Origin of the sequence: Pseudaminobacter soli (ex Li et al. 2025) (assembly GCF_003012705.1) — a bacterium.
Classification (GTDB): domain Bacteria; phylum Pseudomonadota; class Alphaproteobacteria; order Rhizobiales; family Rhizobiaceae; genus Pseudaminobacter; species Pseudaminobacter soli.
The window spans coordinates 1-19,245 of sequence record NZ_PXYL01000001.1 but is presented as its reverse complement, the minus strand read 5'-3'; the positions used below and the strand labels follow the sequence as shown (position 1 = coordinate 19,245).

The following is a 19,245-nucleotide window of genomic DNA, read 5'->3' as shown; positions in this document are numbered from 1 at the left end:
TCAGGTCGCCGCCGGGATGACGCCGTAGGTCACGCCCTTCTGGCTGAGCCAGCGCCGGTAGGCGATGGCGGATTTGTCGGCGCGGATCGGCGTTTCCGCGCGCGGATCGAGCGGCAGCCGCTTGGGGAACTGGTTCTCGAGGATCGGCTTGTCCTGGCCGAAGATCGTCTGCTGGAAGCGCTTGATGATCTTGTCTTCGTTCTCGTCGTCGAGCACGCACAGCATCATATGCGCGCGCACATGCTCCTGGTCGATCGGCTGCAGGAAGATGGCGATGACGTCGAGACGGCTCTCGTCGGCCGGGCTCGACTTGTAGAGCACCGAGCAATAGGGGTGCGGCACGCGATAGACGTAGTCGACATCCGCGCCTTCGGTCGAAACGGTCGAGGCCTTCGGCTGATAGAAGCGGCAGCGCGTGGCCAGGATCTCGTCGCGCTCGACCGAGATTTCCACGTCGTATTCCTTGACCTCGGTGTGCGGCTCGGCGCCCAGAATGTCGGTGTGGACATAGGGGAAGTGGCCCATGTCGAGGAAGTTCTCGATGGCGCGCGGGGCCGAGACGTTGACGCCCAGCGTTGCGGCGTTGAGCTTGCGGCGATCGGCTTCCGCAAATTCGGGAATAGGGAACAGTTCGCCCGGCGTGCCGAGCGAGGTCCAGAGATAGCCATAGGCGACCTTGACCGGCAGCGTTTCGACCAGCTGATCGATCTCCACCGCGGCGCCTGCCGGCAGGCCGGCAAAGCTGCGCCATGCGGCGGCCTCCCCTTGCCCGTCATGGGCATAGCTGACCCGCTCTTCCAGAAGCACGGTATCGAACACGACCCCGGGCTGCATATCAACCAACGCTGCCAGCGGGTGCCAGAGGTTGAGGATCACCGGGTCCGTGCATCTGCTCTGTTGCATCGTCTTCTTTCCTGTCCGTCTCACCGTCCGTCCACGCCTCAGGGGCGGGCCGGAATGGCGCCATAGGTGACGGCGCGGTCGCGCAGCCACCGTCGATAATAAACCGAAACCGCGTCAGCCCGGATCGGCGTTTCGGCACGCGGATCGAGCGGCAGCCGCTTCGGCATCTGGTTCTCCAGGATCGGCTTGTCCTGCGCGAAGATCAGCTGCATGAAGCTGCGGATCGAGGCCTCGTCGATACCCTCCCTGAGATAGCAGAGGAAGGGATGGGCGACACAGTTCTCCTCGTCGACCGGCTGCACGAACAGCGTGATGACGTCGAGCCGTTCCTTCTGGATCGGGTTGCTCTTGTAGAGCGCCACCGTGTAGGGCCGTATCACCTTATAGACATAGTCGACAATGAAACCTTCCGTCGCGGTGGGCGAAGCCACCGGCTGGTAGAACTTGCAGTCGGTGGCCAGCACTTCGCCGTCCTCCGTCAGTTCCACCCTGTAGGGCGCCACCTCGGTATGCGGCTCATCGCCCAGCCAGCCGGTGTGAACGAAGGGGAAATGCCCCATGTCCAGGAAATTCTCGACCGCGCGCAGGCCCGAAACCTTCACCGCGATGGAGCCGCCGGTCACCAGATAACGATCCGGCTCATCGGCCTGGGGAATATAAAGTATGTCGCGCTCGGGCGTGCCGAGACAGGCCCAGACAAAGCCGTATTTTGTCACGGTCTTAACCGTTTCGCCGGTATCGGCGCGAACCAGCTGCGTGCCATGGCGGTCGCTGCTGTCAATTCTGAGGTCGACGCCCAGAAGGCGTGTGAAAATGGGCGCGTGGGGCGAGAGCATCGAGCGGTCCGCCACCACATGCCAGTCGTTCAGGAGTACTCTGTCGCTGCAGGGGATCGTTTCCGGCATCGCCCGTCCCTCCCTGGCTAGCCCTTCACCATGAACCTAGCTCGGTAGGGTCATTGGAAACACAAGATTGGATATCAATCAATAAATTTGTGGCTGACAAAATCACATTTTTGATTGACAGGTTTCGACGATTGCCTTCCGATGCGGGCAGGTTGTCATCTGGGACATGAGGCGCTTCAAGCCCTCCCCCACGGAATGTGAACGCCATGCAGGAAGCCTCGCCCGAGCGGCGGAGACACGCGCAATGAGCAGCCGTTCCCAAGCGATTGCGGACACCCTTACACGCGCCATCATCGATCACCGCCTCGTGCCCGGCTGCAAGCTCGGCGAGCGCGAGCTGGCGGAAATCTTCAATGTCAGCCGCATCGTGGTGCGCCAGGCGCTGATCCGCCTCGCCGATGACGGGCTGGCGCAGATCGAGCGCAATCGCGGCGCCTTCGTCGCCAAGCCCGGCATGCAGGAGGCGATCGAGATCTACGACGCGCTGACGCTGGTCGAGCAGGGCGTCGCCGCCCAGCTCAGCGACCGGCTTGGTCCCGTCGGCTGGGCCGAGCTGCGCCAGCATGTCGAGCGCCAGCGGCAGGCGGTGGCAAATGGCAACGACGCGCTGGCCGACGTGCTCGGCCAGGAATACCACACGGTGTTCGTGCGCCTCAGCCGCAACAAGGTCATGCAGGACATCCACGCCCAGTTGCTGCGCCGCACCACGCTGCTGCGCTCGCTGATCACCGCCGATTTCGACTATTGCAACCTGCTCGACGACCATGCGCGGCTGATCGACCTGCTCGAGAAAGGGAGACTCAAGCAGGCGATGGAGCTCATCGACACGCATCACCGTGCCGTCGTGCGCGGCTACATCATGGACAGGCAGGTTTTCCCCGAGATGACGCCGCGTGAAGCGCTGGCGCCCTATCTCGAGGGCAGCTTGAACGGCGTGGCAAAACCGGCAGTGGCGAAAAAAATGGAAGAAGAAGGCGCAAAAGCGACGCATCGCCACGTCCACGCCTCAAAACAGACCTGATACCAGAAAAATCAGGCGCAGCGTTCGGAACCAACAGAGGGTCTTAAAAATGCACAACCTCAACAGACGGCAATTCCTGCAATATTCGAGTGCTGTCGGCGCGGCGATCGGCACCGGCGGCTTCGCCGGCATCGCCAACGCGCAGGAAGTTCTCAAGATGGGCGTGGTCTATGTCTCGCCGATCGCCGAGATTGGCTGGACCAAACAGCACAGCCTCGCGGTCGACGCCGTCAAGGCCGAGCTCGGCGACAAGGTCGAGATCACCGTCATCGACAACATCTTCATGCCGCAGGACGCCGAGCGCGTCTTCCGCGAGCTTGCCGCTTCCGGCAACAGGCTCATCTTCGGCACCAGCTTCTCGCACGGCACGCCGCTGCAGAAGGTGGCTCCGCGTTTCCCAAAAGTCGCTTTCGAGCACTGCTCTGGCATCGTCCACCTGCCCAACCTCGGCACCTTCGAAGCCAAGTACTATGAAGGCTGCTACGTGGCCGGCGCCGCCGGCGCGCATATGAGCAAGACGGGCAAGATCGGCTTCATCGGCGGCTTCCCCATCCCCGACATCGTCGGCCCGGCGAATGCGTTGTTGCTCGGCGCGCAGAGCGTCAATCCCGACATCACCTGCAACGCGCTCTTCCTCAATTCCTGGTTCGATCCGGGCAAGGAGAAGGAAGCCGCCAACACGCTGGTCTCACAGGGCTGCGACGTGATCTGCTCGATGACGGACACCGCCACCGGCGTTCAGGTTGCCGGCGAAAAGGGCGCATGGTCGATCGGCTACGCCAGCGACATGTCGAAGTTCGGCTCCGGCAAGCAGCTCACCGCCTTCACACTCGACTGGTCGAGCGACTATCTGCGCGCAGCCAAGGGGGTGCTCGAAGGCAACTGGAAGCCGGAGGTGCGCTGGGACGGCCTGGCCGCCGGCGTGGTCAAGATGGCGCCCTACAATGAGGCGATCCCGGCCGACGTCATCGCCAAGCTCAAGCAGCTCGAGGCGGACATCGGCTCCGGCAAGGTTCATCCCTATGCCGGCGAACTCAAGGACCAGGACGGCAACGTAAAGGTTCCGGCCGGCGCGGTCCTGGCCGATGCCGACATCCGCGGCATGAACTGGTTCGTCAAGGGAATGATCGGGAAGCTCTCCTGATCGAATAGAAGCGGCGGGCAACCCGGAGCGGCCCCGCCGCGCCGGTTGCCTGCCCATTCGTCCAACCTAGCAAGACTGGTCGCACGGCAGGACAGGAAATGATTCCCCGTCTCGAACTACGCAATATTTCCAAGCGTTATCCCGGTGTCGTCGCCAATGACGACATCTCGATGACGATCCTGCCGGGCGAGATCCATGCCGTGCTCGGCGAGAACGGCGCCGGCAAATCCACCCTGATGAAGATCATCTACGGCGCCGCGCAGGCCGACTCGGGCGAGATCGTCTGCGACGGCAAGCTCATCGAGGCGCACAACCCCGCCACCTCGCGCGCGCTCGGCATCGAGATGGTCTACCAGCATTTCGCGCTGTTCGAATCTGTCACCGTGGTCGAGAACATCGCCCTCGCCGTCAGCGGCGCCTTCGATCTCAACGCGCTGGCAGCGCAGATCACCGAGCTTTCTGCGCGCTACGGCATGCCGATCGATCCCTGGCAACGGGTACACGACCTCTCGGTCGGCGAACGCCAGCGGGTGGAAATCGTGCGCTGCCTTCTTCAGTCGCCCAAGCTCCTGATCCTGGACGAGCCGACCTCGGTGCTCACGCCGCAGGCGGTGACAAAACTGTTCGAAACGCTGCGCCAGCTGGCCAGCGAAGGCTGCAGCATCCTCTACATCAGCCACAAGCTCGACGAGGTGCAGGAGCTTTGTGATAGCGCCACCGTGCTGCGCAATGGCAAGGTGACGGGAGCCGCCCGACCCAAGGAAACCACCGCGATCGAGCTGGCGCGCATGATGGTCGGCTCCAAGCTGCCGGAAATGCACGTCACCCCGTCGGTGCGCAGCGAAAAGCCTGTCCTCAGCGTGCGCGGCCTTTCGGCTCCCGCCGGCAAGAGCGGCATTGCGCTCAGCGACATTTCCTTCGACGTCCACGGCGGCGAGATCGTCGGCCTTGCCGGCGTTTCCGGCAACGGCCAGGCCGAGCTGATCTCGCTTCTCAGCGGCGAGCGCCTGCACCGCGACGGCGGCTCGATCGGGATTGACGGCAAGCCCGTCGATCGGCTGGACGCCGCGGCGCGCCGCAAGCTGGGCCTCACCTTCGTGCCGGAGGAACGCCTGGGGCGCGGCGCCGTGCCCCCGCATTCGCTGTGGCAGAACGCCGTGCTCACCGGCCACAAGGCTGGCCTGGTGCGGCGCGGCCTCGTCGACCGGGGCAAGGCCAACGGCTTTGCCCGCGCCGTCATCGAAAAATTCAAGGTCAAGGCCAATGGCGTTCAGGCCGCCGCGCAAAGCCTGTCGGGCGGCAACCTGCAGAAATACATCGTCGGCCGGGAGATCGCGCTGCAACCCAAGCTGCTTCTGGTCTCGCAGCCGACCTGGGGCGTCGATGTGGGCGCGGCGGCCTTCATCCGCCAGACGCTGGTGGATCTGAGCCGCGCCGGCGCCGCCGTACTGGTGGTGTCCGAAGAACTAGACGAGCTGTTCGAGATCTGCGACCGGCTGCTTGTGATCTGCCAGGGCCGCGTCTCCCCGTCCCTCATCCGCACGCAAACCAACCGCGAGGAAGTCGGCCTGCTCATGACCAGGATCGGCGGCAATAACGAAACCGGCAGGAGTGGCCAAGTTGCGCTTCAGAATTGAACAACGGACCGAACCGTCGGCCTCCATGCGCGTCGCCGCCCCGGTTGTGGCAACCGTGCTCACGCTGCTGGTCGGCTCGGCGATGTTCGCCGTACTCGGCTACGATCCGCTCTCGACCTTGCAGGCCTTTTTCATCGCGCCGCTCAATTCCATGAACGGCCTGTCCGAGCTTCTGCTGAAGGCCTCGCCGCTGATCCTCATCGGCTGCGGCCTTGCCGTCGGCTTCCGCGCCAATGTCTGGAACATCGGCGCCGAGGGCCAGCTGATCATCGGCGCCATCGCAGCCTGCGGCGTCGGCCTGTTTTATCCAGACCCCGAAAGCCCGCTCCTTCTGCCGCTGATGGTTCTCGCAGGCGCCTGCGCCGGCATGCTCTGGGCAGCAATTCCCGCCTTCCTGCGGGCGCGCATGAACACCAACGAAATCCTCGTCACGCTCATGCTCACCTATATCGCCACGCTGTTTCTGTCGTGGCTGGTGCACGGGCCGTGGCGCGACCCCGCCGGCTTCAACTACCCACAGACCGCGCTTTTGCCTGCAGCGGCGATGTTCGAGCCCTTCGACTATTCCTACCGGCTGAACCCGTCGATCTTCATCACCGGCGTCGCCGTGCTGGTGATGTGGCTTTTCACCGACCGCAGCTTCCTCGGCTACAAGATGTCGGTCGGCGGCGCGGCCCCCCTTGCCGCGCGCTATGCGGGTTTCCGCGAATCCGCAGCCGTCTGGACCGGCCTGCTGGCCGGCGGGGCCGCGGCCGGCATCGCCGGCATGGCCGAACTGTCCGGGCCGCTCGGCCAGCTGTCGCCGCAGATCTCGCCCGGCTACGGCTTTGCGGCAATCATCGTCGCCTTCATCGGCCGGCTCAATGCCTTCGGCATCGTGCTTGGCGGCCTGCTTATGTCGCTCCTGTTCCTGGGCGGCGAGACGGTGCAGCTGACGCTCGGCCTGTCGTCGTCGCTGACGCGCGTCTTCCAGGGCATCCTGCTGTTCTTCCTGCTCGCGGCCGACTTCTTCATCTTCTACCGCATCCGCCTCATTCCGGAGCACGCGTGATGGACCTGTTCCTCGCCATCTTCACCGGCACCATCGTCGCCGCGACGCCGCTGATCTTCGCTGCGCTGGGCGAACTGGTGGTCGAAAAGTCCGGTGTGCTCAATCTCGGCATCGAGGGCATGATGCTGATGGGCGCGGCCTTCGCTTTCTGGGCGGTGATCTCGGGCCTGCCGATGCCGGTGGCGATCGTCATCGGCGCGCTCGCGGGTGCAGCCGCCTCGCTTCTGTTTGGCGTTCTGGCCCTCACCTTCCTCACCAACCAGTACGCCGCCGGTCTGGCATTGGCGATCTTCGGTTCGGGCGTTTCGGCCTTCCTGGGCCGCAATTTCGGCAGCACGCCGATCGATGCGCTGAAGCCGGTGCATATCCCGCTCCTGTCCGACATCCCGGTGCTGGGGCCCATGCTGTTCCGCTTCGACCCGCTGGTCTATCTGGCGATTGTCATGTTCGCGGTGATCAGCTGGTTCCTCTACCGCACCAAGGGCGGACTGGTCCTGCGCACCATAGGCGAGTCGCCCGAGACGGCGCATGCGATCGGCTATCCGGTGATCAAGATCCGCTACATGGCCGTGCTGTTCGGCGGGCTGATGGCGGGGCTGGCGGGCGCGTATCTCTCGGTCGCCTACACGCCGCTCTGGGTCGAGAACATGACCGCCGGCAAGGGCTGGATCGCGCTGGCGCTGGTGGTCTTCGCCACCTGGCGGCCGTTGCGCGTCCTTTTAGGCGCCTGGCTGTTCGGCGGCATGACGATCCTGCAGCTTCAGGGTCAGGCGCTGGGCCTTGCCGTGCCCTCGGAGCTACTCTCCGCCCTCCCCTATCTCGCCACCATCGTGGTTCTGGTCATCATCTCGCGCAATCGCCAGATCCTGGCGCTGCACTTCCCTGCATCTTTGGCAAAGCCGTTCCGCCCGGCAAGCTAAACACCGGTCGCTCGTCGGCCGGTGCCATCGGTAGTAAGGGAGAAATGCTTCAGCGCCGAGCCCGCATTGCCGCAGGTGCGCGCTTTGGCGGCGGGCACTCGGACCGCCGGCCGCCGGGCGTAACGCCCTGACGCTGCATGCGGATGGTGATTTCCAGAATCTCGTCCGGGCTTCGGCCGCCAATCGCATAGAGCGACAATATCCGCGCGGCGACCTCGTTCCTGTCGCCCAGGTCGGTGATGCGCAACTCGCTGACAGCGCGTCTCACCAGCGCGTCGAGCAGATCGAGCTCTTCAGGCAAGAGGCCATTCCCTAGACCGGAGTGAATCTTGAGATAATCGCGCATGGCAGCTTCCTTCCGCTGCGCCAACTTACGCCCGCCACCGAACCCGCGCTATTAACTTTGACGTATCGGACGAAGTTTATCGAGAGCAGGAAAGGCGCGCCGCAACGGCAGGCTCGTTTGCAGCAGCAAGCTCTCGCGCCCAACATTCTCAACTCTTTGGCTAAACCGTCATCCGGCGTTCTTGGTCGGGACGTAAAGCCAGGCAGTCTTCCAACGTATGGATATGTCCGCGATGAGCCTCGATTCTCTGTCTCCCGAAGTCCTTGCCTATTCCAAGGCCCGCAACCCCGCCCCGCCGCTGCATCTCGGCACCCGTTACCGGAAAGTCGGCGGCTTCCTGCCCGAACCCGGCAACACCATCGTCTGCCATGTGACGAAGGATTCGCAGACGCAGGATGTCCTGATCGAGGCGCGCGAGAAATTCCTCGCCATGCCTGAAGCGCCGCAATTCGTCTTCACCCCGATCACCAGCCTGCACATGACGCTCTTCCAGGGCATCATCGAATATCGCCGGCGGGCGGATTTCTGGCCGCACGACCTTCCGCTCGATACGCCGATCGATGAGGTGACCGATATCATGGGCGAGCGGCTGGAAGCCTTTTCGATGCTCGATCCCTTTCAGGTTGAGGTCACGCATGCCCGGCCGTCGGGCCTTCTGGTCGAGGGCGCGACGGAGCAAGATCGCATGGTGATGCGGGAGTGGCGCGATGCTTTCGCCGATCTTCTCGGCTATCGCCATCCCGACCACGATGACTATCACTTCCACATCACCTTCGGCTACGCGACCGACTGGCTGGAAGATGAGGCGCTGCCGCGCTGGCAGGCCATGCTCGACGAGGTTGCCGCCGATATCCGTCGGGAGATGCCGATCATCGAGCTCGACCCGCCGGCCTTCTGCGCCTTCGAGGACATGAACCACTTCACCGAACTGCTGATATTCGATTTCGAGGCCTGAGAAGGGCTAGAGCATTTTGCAGCCAGACGGAATCGTCTGGCGTCGCACAAATGCGGCTAAGAAAACGGATAGAGCGGGGGAATAGCATTCGTCAGAATGCCCGTCGCTCTAGCCGGGCGCGTCCGGAAAAAAACATCGGACGCAACTCTTGATATAAAAAAGGGTGGGCACGGAATGCCGTGCCCACCCGATCAGCTCTCGAAACCAGGGCCTGAAGTTCACTGGACGAGAGCGATTAGCTTTTGCCGCTTCCTCAGAACTTCACGTTGAAGTTGGCCTTGACGGACTGGTCGGAAAGACCCGAGCCGAACTGGCCGCCATAGGAGACGCCGAGGACCGCGGTGGGCGACAGGGCGAAGTCGAGTCCTGCTTCGACCGTGGCCACGTCCCGCGCGATCGGCACCCCAGCGATGGTGAAGGCATCGCCGCCGGCAAACCGCATCTGCGAGAGCGGGGTGACGTCGCCATAGGCGTGACGCCAGCCGAGCGTGCCCTTGGCCGTGGCCGTCGTCGCGCCCAGGCTGAAGCTGGTCGCGGCGCGCGCGCCGAGCGTGGTGAAGGTCGCATTGGTGGAGGAGCTGGCGCCAGTCAGCACCATCTCGCCGCCCGTCCCCCTCTCGCTGAACCCGTCGGTGGCAAGGTTCACATAGGCCAGATTGGCGAAGGGCTCGAAGGCCACGCTGCCCGCCTGGATGCCATAACCGAGTTCGCCGAAGGCTTGCGCGGTGCGGGCATTGTAGTCGGCGGTCACGCTCCGGTCGGTCGAGATCCTGTGCCACGTGTAAGCCGCGCCGGAGCGGAAAGCGACATCCCCCCACTGCGTACCGCCGTAAAGGCCGACATGGAGGTTGTCGCTCGAGCCCGCCGAGAAGCGATCCTCGACATTGAACGTCGAGCGGCTGAAGCCGCCGAGCACGCCCACGCGCCAGGTGTCGGCGACGATGCCGTCGCCGCCGGCGAAGAAGCCGCTGATGTCGCGCTTGATGGTAGCGGCATTGCCGTCGCTATCCCACTGGCCCCAGGAGCCGAAGCCGCGGCTCCAGAAAGCAAAGCCTTCGGTGCTGGCGGCGGCCAACGCCGGCTTGCCGTCGACATAGGTCGTCACCGGCGAGCGTACCGCACCCACCGCGTCGAAGGCGTCGCGCAGACGATCCATGGCGGCATCGCGCGCAAAGCGGCTGTCCTCGATCATCACGCTTTTGGCTGAAGCATGAATTTCGCCCGAGATCTGATCGAAGGCGTACTGCGCTATCGCGTCAGTTGGCGCCATGAGGATCGACTCATACAGCGGATTGCCGCTGCCGAGACTCTCCGCGCCCGCGCCGGCCGCCCTCTGGTTCCGGGTCAGGCCGGCAGCGGCGAAGGACTTGGTCCGCGTCACATCGAGATAGACTTGCGTCGGCTCGTAGCGGCCGACCAGCCCGATGAAGGCCGAGAGCGCGGTGTCGCCGGTCAGCGTATACTTGCCGCTTACGCCGTCATTGGCCTGCAGCACCAGATAGCTGGTGCCCAGCACATAAGGCGCGGTGTCGAGCTTCACGACATTGAGCAGCGCGCCCTTCTCGATCGTTGCCGTGCCGGACACGTTCATGCGATCGGTCAGGCCCGCCGAGGTCAGTTCCACCTCGTAGGTCGAGCCCTTCTTCTGCTCGAGATCGCCATTGATGGTGAGCGTGCCGATCGAGTTGCCAGGACCGACGATGCCGCCGTCGTTGATGCGGACGACAGGCGCATCGATGACACCGTTGCCCCCCAGGATGCCGCCGTCGTTTACGTCGACCGACGAAGTGCCGGTAATTGCTCCCTGCACCTTGAGCCTGCCGCCGTCCACGACGGTGGCACCGCTATAGCTGTTGGTGCCCAGCAACGTCGTGGTGCCATCGGTCGTGGTCAGGCTGGCGGTGCCGCCGACATTCTCGATAGTGCCGCCGGCCGACCAGATAGCTGCATTCAGATTGCCGTTCCGGATCGTGCCCTCGCCGCCGAAATCGCCCAGACGCACGGTAGCTTGCGTCTGCGTCGTGCCGCCGAGATCGAGGATGCCGCCCATACGGACATTGGTGCTGCCGGATGCATCTCCCAACGTGCCGGCGCCGGAGAGTGTCAGGATGCCATCGTTGAACACCGTGGTACCGCCGGAATAGGTGTTGGTGCCGGTCAACGTGATAGTGCTATCCGTCAAAACGGATCCGCCGCCGGTGATGACATTGTCGACTTCCGTGCCGTCATCCAGCATGGAGGCAAACAACACGGATGCGTCTTGTGCGACGTTGATGTTGCCGGACAACTGCGATGTTGCCCCGAAAAAGACCAGAGTATTACCGCCGCCGGTGAAGTTGACGGCGTTCGCCCGCGACAGGGAATCGCCACTCATACCGCCGGTGATGCTGCCGCCGTCGCGCACTAAGATGAACAACGACGAGCCTTCCACGCCAACCCCGCCGAGACCAGCGAGGCCGCCATTCGAGCCAGCGGCGCCACCATTGCCGCCCGTCACCGCACCGTCAATATCGAGCCACATTGTGTTCGGCAAATACGACACGGCTATTCCGGCGCCACCGTTGCCACCAGCGCCGCCATTCGCGCCGCCGTCGCCACCATTGCCCCCGGTCACTGTGCCTCTGATCGTATAGTTCAGAGAAAACCAAGTGTCAGGGAGCGGGTTATAGATTCCCAGTCCGGCTCCCCCGCTGCCGCCATTGCCGCCGCGAGCACCATTGAGACCATCGCCGCCGTCACCGCCATCGCCGCCGGTGTAAACGGCATGGGACGGTACCACACGCCCTCCATAAACATTAGCCACCGTTAGCCGGACAGCGGCGCCATAGCCGCCGGCGCCGCCACCGCCCCCCGTGGCTCCGACAGTCGTAGCCGCGCCGCCGGCGCCGCCATTGCCACCGGTTGTCGAGTACTCCGGGACCGGCGTCTGAAAATAATCAAAGTAGCCATGTGCCCCACCACCGCCGCCGGTGCCAAATCCCAGGGTGTCCGTTGAACCGTCGCCGCCATCGCGCGGGTAACCACCACCGCCGCCTGCGCCCCCCGGCGTAACACCGTCATGTCCCGCGCCGCCCTGACCGCCGGCGATGCCGGCGCCGCCACCACCGCCGCCGCTGCCGTAAATGTTGCCATCCCCACCCGCATGGCTTTCGTTGAACTCCAGAGAATCATCGCCTCCGGGCGCCACGTGGCTAGCGTCAGACCACGAGTCACCACCGGCGGCAAATGCCGGCGCGGTGAGCGCTGTGCTGAGAAGAAGCGTCGCCACCAGGCCGCTGATGCGAAGGGTCCGGTGGATGGCTTTATCCGCGTCCAGAGCCATCCAATGCAGTCTCGAAATTTCCAATGCTTTACCCCAATCGACTAGTCGCCGCCCGCCCTTTTGGTACGGCTCGATTGAAGCTACTTACGCTCCGTCGCCTGAGATTTGTCCGGCAATCTGATTAAGCGTTGTAAAGGGATGTAAAGACGCGGCGGGTCTTTGCTCATCCTCGCCGATCATCTGGAATGTGATTGCATGCCGGCACTTGTGCTGCGGGCGGCCGCGTGATCAACAGCGCCTCGCATCCTTCTTCGGCCCGAATGCAGCGCGCATGCCAGGGCACATAAAGCCCTGGTCTCCAACCGATGACGATCATCGCCGACTACGCGCCCGCATGGGAGACCAAGGGCTCGCATTCCTACCGGCCCGAATGCAGCGCGCGCTCGACGAGCCGCCTGCTGAAAGCCTGCCCTGCTCCGATCCGCAGCCTGGCGATCTGTCTTCTGGCGCTCGCTGCACTGGCGCTGTTCTCGTGCAGCTTCGCAGCGGCCGACGAAGACGGCGTGGACCTTTCGCGCGTCACCGATCATCTGTCACTGGTTCAATCGCTGTCCTTTCTTGAAGACCGCGACGGCCGGCTCTCCGCCAGCGAGGCGCTCAACCGGTCGGGATGGGTTGAGGCATCACCCCGAACGATGTCCCAGGGATTTACAAGCTCGGCCTTCTGGCTGCGCAGCGCGTTCTATAACGGCAGCGATCAGCCGGTCACGCGATGGCTGTCCATTGGCGCCGTGCGGCTGGAGGATGTGCGATATTTCCGCTTCGCCCCCGGCGAGGAAACGCCCTCCGAGACACTGCTCGCCGGCAATCGAATACCTCTCGACAGCCGCCCGGTCCGGGCAGCGCCATCCGTGTTTCCCATCAAGCTCGCGCCGGGCGAGCGGATCATCGTCGCGCTGCGTGTGCAAAGCCGCTCTTCCGTCGGCATCGACGCCAGCATGTGGAGACCCGCCAGCTTCCGGGAGGCGGAGGCGGTCGATGTGCTCATCGAGATGCTGCTCATCGGTTCCATGGGCACCATGGCGCTGTTCAGCCTGGCCCTCGGCCTTGCGCGCCGTGATCGCGTCTTCCTGGCGCTAGCTGGCGGCGCCATGGCCGAAATCGCATACGACATGGCCTTTCAAGGGTTTTTGTACCGTTTCATCCTGACGGGCGGCGGCGATATGGTCTTGCGTGCGCCGGGTGTCCTCGGCCCGATCGCGCACGTCCTTCTGTGCACGATGACGGCGATGTTCATCGGGATTGACCGTCTTGCGGTCTGGTGGAGAACCCTCTGCATCCTCAGTGCCGTCCTGCTGGCAGGCGCCCTAGCGGCCGCATTCGGCGACTACAGAGCCGTGGTCTCCAACCTCACGGCCCTGCAAATCGCCTATGAGGCCATATGGATCGTCGCCGTGCTGGACAGCTGGCGCCGCGGCTTCGGCAACGCCCGCCTTGTGATGCTCGCGAGCGGCCCCGCGGCCGTCAGGTTCTTCCTCTACTTGGGGCACATTCTCGGCGTCTTTCCGGCATCCTGGTCCTTCGGGCCGGAAATTGCCTGGAACAATCTGTCCATCATGCTCTTGCTCGCGCTCACCGCGATCGGGCGCCTGCGCGAAATGCAACGCGCCAGGGAGCAAGCGCAGCAGGAACTGGCGGCCTTCCAGAAAGAAGAGCGAGAGCGTCTGCAGCGGGCGGTCGACGAGCGCACGCGTGAACTTCAGACCGCCCTCGTCGCGGCGGACGCTGCCAATCGCGCCAAGTCGGACTTTCTTGCAGTCATGAGCCACGAGATCCGCACCCCGATGAACGGGATGCTCGGGGCCATCCATCTGCTCAAATCCATGCCGCTGCAAGGCAAGGTCCGCACCGCGGTCGACGTCGCCGAGCGCACCGGCGCCGCAATGCTGGCGACGATCGGCGACATTCTCGATTTCGCGAAAATCTCCGACGCCAAGCTGGAAACCAGCTACGTGCCCTTCGACCTTCGCGCGCTGCTTGCCGATGTCCAGGCGATCATGAGCTTGCGTGCCGAGCAGAAAAACGTATCGCTCACGGTCACCGTCGATCCGGCATTGCCCGCGACGGTGATGGGCGACGCCGACCGCCTCCGTCAGGTTCTGCTCAACCTCGTCGGCAACGCCGTGAAGTTCACCGAGACCGGCGAGATTCGCCTGTCCGCCGCGCCCGACACGGCCCGTGCCGACTGGATCCGGCTGGACGTGGCCGACACCGGCATCGGCATCCCACAGGACAGACTGGACCGGTTGTTCGAACCCTTCGTGCAGGCCGATTCCTCGATCGCCCGCCGGTTCGGTGGCACCGGCCTAGGGCTAGCGATCTGCCTGCGGCTGACCGAAGCGATGGGAGGCTCCATCACGGCGGATAGCAAGCTGGGGCGGGGCAGCAGGTTCCGGGTCCGATTGCCGCTGCCGGCGGCAGATGCAGGCGAAATCGAAATCCAGTCTCCCCCACGACAGGACGATGCCATTCGCAAAAGTCTCAGCATTCTCGTCGTCGACGATGACGAGAACAATCGCTTTGTCCTCTCCGGCTTGCTCGACGTGATGGGCCACCGCGTCGAGCAAGCCATGGACGGTGTACAGGCGCTCGCGCTACTGGCCGAGCGGCCGGTGGACGTGGTGCTGGCCGATCTCGAAATGCCTGGCCTGAACGGGATGGAACTGGTTCGCCACGTCCGTGCTCAGCGGGGAGAGGTGGCGACCGTCCCGATCGTCGCCGTCACTGCCAATGTCGCGGCGGGCGTGGTCGAGCGTTGCATTGAGGCAGGGATGGATGGCTACCTCTCCAAGCCCATCATGCCCGAGGACCTGCAGCGCACGATCGACGCAGTTTGCGCGGGCCGACCGCTCGTTCAGCCTGCTCCCCAAGCGCAGAAGGTCGATTTCCTGGCATCATTGCAGCAGGAGCTCGGAGCGGAGACCGTTGACCGGCTGGTCGGGCAGGCTCTGGCGGCGGTAGAAAGCGGCGCCGCAGAGATCAAGGCTTCCGCGCAACGCGGCGACCGGGAGGCTGTGTGCTTTGCCGCACACCGGCTGGCCGGTTCGGCAGGATTGGCCGGCCTGACGGCGCTAGGCGCCGCAGCTGCGAAGCTCGAAAATCGGCTGACTCAATCGTCGACAGTCGAGATCGACGCGGAAATGCAGGCCACGCTCACCATGGCAGAGCGCGCCGCCGAAGACCTGCGAAGCACTTATTCGGGACTGGCGGACAACCGGTAGCCGACGCCGGGCACGGTGACGATCAGGCGAGGCGTGCGCGCCGGATCGCCCAGCTTGCGACGCAGGCTGCTGACGATCACATCCACCACACGCGAGGACGCACTGCTGCTGTCGGACGCAATCGCATCCAGCAGATGCGCACGGGATACCGTACGCCCTGCGGCCTTCACCAGCGCCGCCAGCACATCGAATTCGGCCGGCGTCAGAGGAACGGGCTGGCCCCCAGGATTTGTCAGCACACGGGCGGCGCTGTCGAACGACCATCCCTCAAGTCGCACCGGTGCACCCGCCTCGCTCTTCCTGCCCAGCAGCGTCATGAGACTGGCGATGAGCTGTCGCGGGTGGAATGGTTTTACCAGATAGTCGTCGACCCCCAGTTCCGCCGCGACGGCGCGGCTGGTCGCCGAGTTGTCCTGCGTGGTGATGCAGATCGGTACCTTCAGCCGTGTCCTCAGCTGCCGGAGGAGCGCAAGCCCCTCTTCATCGGGAAGACCGAGGTCGAGGGCGATGGCATCGACCGGCTGGCCCGGCAAGCGTAGCGCTGCGCGCATCTCGGCAGCCGTGGAAGCCACCGTAACCGAGACGCCCTCCTTCTCCAGATAGGCCGCCAGCAACGTCTGCACGAAGACTTCGTCCTCCACGAGAAGGACTGATGGACGCGGCTCGGCCATGATCTGCAAACCCAACTCCCGACCGAGTCGCATATTTTCGTTTCCGACGCCTCTTAAACCGCCGTGAAGGACTGGAGAACGCTCTGGAGGAGATTTTTTGTGTCGGTGCAGCGAGACATCAAATCGAGGTGCTCGCAGAGGCGATTGTTTCCGTGGCGGCTCCGGGCGTCGGCGCGTAGCGCACCAATGTTCCCTCTGCGTCCCGCTTGTCGGTGAAGGGCATTGGTGGTTACCTTGCAATTGGCTCAACGAAGCCTGGGATGCTAGCCCCTGGAATGGTGGATCATGCTCAGTGCCGGTGAAGTCGACGCCAAGATAAGAAGACTATTCACCTCGAACCGGGCCTGGCTTCCTTACCTGTTATTCGGCGCGGCCTATTCTGCACTCTTCGCTCTAGGCGTCTACACCGACTACAACAGCGTGCTGGCGCTGGCCTGGCCTGCCAATGCGTTCATGCTCGGCATGCTGGTGCGCTTTCCTATGCTGGCGCGCCCCCTCGGCTGGATTGCTTGTCTTGCAGGGCTCGTGATTGCGCTCCCCATTATCGGCTTCGGGATTGTCGAAGGCGCGAGACTGGCCGCCTATAATTTTGGCGTTGTCGCCGTCGGCTATAGCCTGCTTTCGAGTTTCAGTCGGGTCGACCAGCGCCTGGAGCGCCCGATCTCGGTCTTCTACATGCTCTCGGCCGTGGTCCCGGCGTCCCTTTACGCTGGAATCGTGGGCTCGATCCTGAGCGGGCGCGTGTTCAGCACCCCCGAAACGGTCAACGCCTTTCAATACTGGTTTTCGGTCGAGCTTTTGAACCAGCTAGCCTTTCTGCCGATGATCCTGACCCTCCCGCAACAGGGGCATTGGACGCGGCAACTGCCGCTTACCCTTCACGATCTGGCACCGATCATCGTGCTGATCGTCTCGGCCGCCGCGGGAACCTTGTTCGGCGGACTGGCCGCGCTCGCATTCCCGGTTCCGGCCCTTCTTTTGTGCGCGATTTCCTATCGCGTATTCCTGACGGCTGTGCTGACCTTCGCATACTGCGCATGGACCGTCACTGCGACGACATTGGCCTATGTCGATCTGTCGAATATCAATCACTCGCTGGTGCTGTCGATCGCGATCGGGCGCGCACTGGTCACTTTGGGTCCGCTCATCATCTCCACGACCACGGCGACAAGAAACGAGGTTCTCGAACAACTCAGATATCTCGCCGCCGAGCGTGAGATCGTGTCCAACGAACTCGAGCATCGGATCAAGAACCTGTTCGCTCTGGTCAACGGACTGATCGGCCTGTCCATCAGGGACAACCCCGATTTGCGACCCTTGGCCGACACGCTGAAAAATCGCCTCGTCGCGCTGCAGCATGCACATGGCCTCATACGGACCATGAACACCTCTCCCAACGCCGCAGGCGAGCTTACTTCGCTCAAGGAACTGATCGGTGTTCTGCTTAGACCCTACGAGGGAGGGTCCGAAAAACAGCTCGTCATCGATGGCGATGATGTCTTTATCGATAGCGGAACCGTCACCCTGCTTGCTCTCGTTTTCCATGAGCTGGCAACGAACTCGGCCAAATATGGCGCGCTAAGCGATCCGAATGGAACTCTGGAAGTACACATCAAGCGCCACGTCGACGCATTGCATATGAAGTGGATCGAGAGAGTTTCCAGGGCAAGCAACCAACCCGCCGCCGGCGACAGTGGCTTCGGCTCGAGGCTCTTGGACCTCACGATCAAATCGCAACTGCAAGGAAGCTATACCCGCAACCGGACAATGGGCGGTGTGAGCGTCGAGATCATTCTGCCGAGCAAACTATTCCATCGCATAGGAAGCCGCTGACCTTGGGGGCGGATCGCAAAATTCTCGACTAGGACAATATTGAACACGCCGAGCTTTGTTCACGATCTGCGGAGCAAGCACGACTCGCCGCTGCCGGCATGGCGAAAGTCGTCAAATTGATGCGCGATAACCCGCTGGGCAACCTTGTTGGGCAGCCGCAAGGCTATCCAATAATAATCCAATAAAATCAAACACTTATGGTAGGATTGGTGGGCCCGGAGGGACTCGAACCCCCAACCAAGCGGTTATGAGCCGCCGGCTCTAACCATTGAGCTACAGGCCCCACTCATTGGGCTGGATAGAGTCTTTTTGCGAAGCGCACAAGGCTTATCCCGCAAACAGTTTGGACTTGCCGCAATCCACCCATAATCGCAACATAGTGCCGCTTCGATAGGGACGACGATATTGGAGATTTGCATGACGAAGTATTACCTCCCACTGGCGCTTGCCGCAGCGATGGCGCTCCCCGCCTTCACCGCCGCCCAGGCGCAGAATCAGCCGCCGCAGCGCATCGTCGTGACCGGCGAAGGCGAAAAGTCTGTCGCCCCCGATCTTGCGCTGCTCTCGCTCAGCGTGATGCGCGAGGCCAAGACCGCGCGCGAGGCGCTCGACGCCAACAACGACGCGATGGCCGCGGTGATCGCGGCCATGAAGGCCGCGGGCATCGAGGACCGCGACATGCAGACCTCGGGCATCCAGATCATCCCGCGCTACAACTACAACAACAAGCCGGATGGCAGCCAGGAGGCGCAGCTGATCGCCTACCAGGTCACCAACACGCTGTCGGTGCGGGTGCGCGATCTCGCCAAGGCCGGCGACATCCTCGACAAGTCGGTCTCGCTCGGCGTCAACCAGGGTGGCGGCATCACCTTCACCAACAACGACCCGTCAGCAGCCCTCACCGAGGCGCGCAAGATGGCGGTGAAGAACGCGATCGACAAGGCCAAGGTGCTGAGCGAGGCGGCCGGCGTGCAGCTGGGCCGCGTGCTCGAGATCTCCGACCAGACCTTCCAGCCGCGCCCCATGCCGATGGCCAAGAGCGTGGCCTATGACAGCGCCGGCGCGGTGCCGGTCCAGGCCGGCGAGAACTCGTACAACGTTCAGGTCAACGTCACCTTCGAGATCAAGTGACCGCACTCCAGGCGGCGCCCCGTGGCGCCGCCTGGAATTGCGCTTGCACGGTAGACAAAAAAAAGATCGGATGATTGGGGCTCCCGTGGCGCTCCCGCTGCGGGGGTGACAGGATTTCAATCTGCGGGCAGGCTCCTCAAGCTTAACTGGTCAAGGAGCCATGCCCATGGATCTGTTCGTCGGTC

14 protein-coding genes and 1 tRNA gene are annotated in these 19,245 nt (G+C 63.5%); 9 read left to right on the top strand and 6 right to left on the bottom strand.

Going from position 1 to position 19,245, the window contains the following annotated elements:
- Both C7I85_RS00075 and C7I85_RS00070 read right to left on the bottom strand, forming a co-directional pair.
- Nucleotides 1-903, bottom strand: a complete 903-nt coding sequence (locus tag C7I85_RS00075; protein ID WP_106721884.1) for an aromatic ring-hydroxylating oxygenase subunit alpha — start codon at nucleotides 901-903, stop codon at nucleotides 1-3.
- Nucleotides 904-941: 38 nt separating this feature from the next.
- Nucleotides 942-1,808, bottom strand: coding sequence for an aromatic ring-hydroxylating oxygenase subunit alpha (locus C7I85_RS00070; protein ID WP_106721883.1), 867 nt, complete (start codon nucleotides 1,806-1,808; stop codon nucleotides 942-944).
- A gap of 244 nt (nucleotides 1,809-2,052) precedes the next feature.
- Between C7I85_RS00070 and C7I85_RS00065 the strand changes: the two genes are divergently transcribed.
- The 5 genes from C7I85_RS00065 (at nucleotide 2,053) to C7I85_RS00045 (ending at nucleotide 7,581) form a co-directional block, all read left to right on the top strand.
- A complete protein-coding gene (locus C7I85_RS00065; protein WP_106721882.1) occupies nucleotides 2,053-2,829 on the top strand; it encodes a GntR family transcriptional regulator in 777 nt (258 codons plus the stop codon).
- A gap of 49 nt (nucleotides 2,830-2,878) precedes the next feature.
- Nucleotides 2,879-3,973, top strand: coding sequence for a BMP family ABC transporter substrate-binding protein (locus tag C7I85_RS00060; RefSeq protein ID WP_106721881.1), 1,095 nt, complete (start codon nucleotides 2,879-2,881; stop codon nucleotides 3,971-3,973).
- A 98-nt stretch (nucleotides 3,974-4,071) separates the two neighbouring features.
- Nucleotides 4,072-5,610, top strand: coding sequence for an ABC transporter ATP-binding protein (locus tag C7I85_RS00055; protein ID WP_106721880.1), 1,539 nt, complete (start codon nucleotides 4,072-4,074; stop codon nucleotides 5,608-5,610).
- Entirely contained in the window at nucleotides 5,594-6,661 is a 1,068-nt protein-coding gene (locus C7I85_RS00050) for an ABC transporter permease (RefSeq protein WP_181257035.1), read from the top strand. Before C7I85_RS00055 ends, C7I85_RS00050 begins: the two co-directional genes overlap by 17 nt.
- Nucleotides 6,661-7,581, top strand: a complete 921-nt coding sequence (locus C7I85_RS00045; protein WP_106721877.1) for an ABC transporter permease — start codon at nucleotides 6,661-6,663, stop codon at nucleotides 7,579-7,581. The genes C7I85_RS00050 and C7I85_RS00045 overlap by 1 nt, the downstream gene beginning before the upstream one ends.
- 49 nt (nucleotides 7,582-7,630) lie before the next feature.
- Here the strand turns inward: C7I85_RS00045 and C7I85_RS00040 are convergent, their stop codons facing one another.
- Nucleotides 7,631-7,927, bottom strand: a complete 297-nt coding sequence (locus C7I85_RS00040) for a hypothetical protein (protein ID WP_106721875.1) — start codon at nucleotides 7,925-7,927, stop codon at nucleotides 7,631-7,633.
- 232 nt (nucleotides 7,928-8,159) lie between these two features.
- Between C7I85_RS00040 and C7I85_RS00035 the strand changes: the two genes are divergently transcribed.
- Entirely contained in the window at nucleotides 8,160-8,882 is a 723-nt protein-coding gene (locus C7I85_RS00035; RefSeq protein WP_106722552.1) for a DUF1868 domain-containing protein, read from the top strand.
- 253 nt (nucleotides 8,883-9,135) lie between these two features.
- Here the strand turns inward: C7I85_RS00035 and C7I85_RS31990 are convergent, their stop codons facing one another.
- Nucleotides 9,136-12,204, bottom strand: a complete 3,069-nt coding sequence (locus tag C7I85_RS31990; protein WP_106721873.1) for an autotransporter outer membrane beta-barrel domain-containing protein — start codon at nucleotides 12,202-12,204, stop codon at nucleotides 9,136-9,138.
- 305 nt (nucleotides 12,205-12,509) lie between these two features.
- On the opposite strand from C7I85_RS31990, the gene C7I85_RS00025 reads away from it, so the two are divergent.
- A complete protein-coding gene (locus tag C7I85_RS00025; RefSeq protein ID WP_106721871.1) occupies nucleotides 12,510-15,425 on the top strand; it encodes a hybrid sensor histidine kinase/response regulator in 2,916 nt (971 codons plus the stop codon).
- Here the strand turns inward: C7I85_RS00025 and C7I85_RS00020 are convergent.
- Nucleotides 15,398-16,129, bottom strand: coding sequence for a response regulator transcription factor (locus C7I85_RS00020; protein ID WP_106721869.1), 732 nt, complete (start codon nucleotides 16,127-16,129; stop codon nucleotides 15,398-15,400). The genes C7I85_RS00025 and C7I85_RS00020 overlap by 28 nt on opposite strands.
- 252 nt (nucleotides 16,130-16,381) lie before the next feature.
- Here C7I85_RS00020 and C7I85_RS00015 point away from each other — a divergent pair, with 252 nt between their 5' ends.
- Entirely contained in the window at nucleotides 16,382-17,929 is a 1,548-nt protein-coding gene (locus C7I85_RS00015) for a sensor histidine kinase (protein ID WP_106721867.1), read from the top strand.
- 207 nt (nucleotides 17,930-18,136) lie between these two features.
- On the opposite strand, the gene C7I85_RS00010 is transcribed toward C7I85_RS00015, so the two are convergent.
- Nucleotides 18,137-18,212: transfer RNA gene (locus tag C7I85_RS00010), tRNA-Ile, on the bottom strand.
- Nucleotides 18,213-18,346: 134 nt separating this feature from the next.
- On the opposite strand from C7I85_RS00010, the gene C7I85_RS00005 reads away from it, so the two are divergent.
- Nucleotides 18,347-19,060, top strand: a complete 714-nt coding sequence (locus tag C7I85_RS00005; protein ID WP_106721865.1) for an SIMPL domain-containing protein — start codon at nucleotides 18,347-18,349, stop codon at nucleotides 19,058-19,060.
- The last annotated feature ends 185 nt before the right edge of the window (nucleotides 19,061-19,245 follow it).

Bases quoted from the DNA above. Each gene is read 5' to 3' on its own strand.
- C7I85_RS00005 (WP_106721865.1), top strand. From the start codon at position 18,347: ATGACGAAGTATTACCTCCCACTGGCGCTTGCCGCAGCGATGGCGCTC.
- C7I85_RS00055 (WP_106721880.1), top strand. From the start codon at position 4,072: ATGATTCCCCGTCTCGAACTACGCAATATTTCCAAGCGTTATCCCGGT.
- C7I85_RS00065 (WP_106721882.1), top strand. From the start codon at position 2,053: ATGAGCAGCCGTTCCCAAGCGATTGCGGACACCCTTACACGCGCCATC.
- C7I85_RS00060 (WP_106721881.1), top strand. From the start codon at position 2,879: ATGCACAACCTCAACAGACGGCAATTCCTGCAATATTCGAGTGCTGTC.
- C7I85_RS00020 (WP_106721869.1), bottom strand. From the start codon at position 16,129: ATGCGACTCGGTCGGGAGTTGGGTTTGCAGATCATGGCCGAGCCGCGT.
- C7I85_RS31990 (WP_106721873.1), bottom strand. From the start codon at position 12,204: ATGGCTCTGGACGCGGATAAAGCCATCCACCGGACCCTTCGCATCAGC.
- C7I85_RS00040 (WP_106721875.1), bottom strand. From the start codon at position 7,927: ATGCGCGATTATCTCAAGATTCACTCCGGTCTAGGGAATGGCCTCTTG.
- C7I85_RS00070 (WP_106721883.1), bottom strand. From the start codon at position 1,808: ATGCCGGAAACGATCCCCTGCAGCGACAGAGTACTCCTGAACGACTGG.
- C7I85_RS00015 (WP_106721867.1), top strand. From the start codon at position 16,382: ATGCTCAGTGCCGGTGAAGTCGACGCCAAGATAAGAAGACTATTCACC.
- C7I85_RS00025 (WP_106721871.1), top strand. From the start codon at position 12,510: ATGACGATCATCGCCGACTACGCGCCCGCATGGGAGACCAAGGGCTCG.
- C7I85_RS00045 (WP_106721877.1), top strand. From the start codon at position 6,661: ATGGACCTGTTCCTCGCCATCTTCACCGGCACCATCGTCGCCGCGACG.
- C7I85_RS00075 (WP_106721884.1), bottom strand. From the start codon at position 903: ATGCAACAGAGCAGATGCACGGACCCGGTGATCCTCAACCTCTGGCAC.
- C7I85_RS00035 (WP_106722552.1), top strand. From the start codon at position 8,160: ATGAGCCTCGATTCTCTGTCTCCCGAAGTCCTTGCCTATTCCAAGGCC.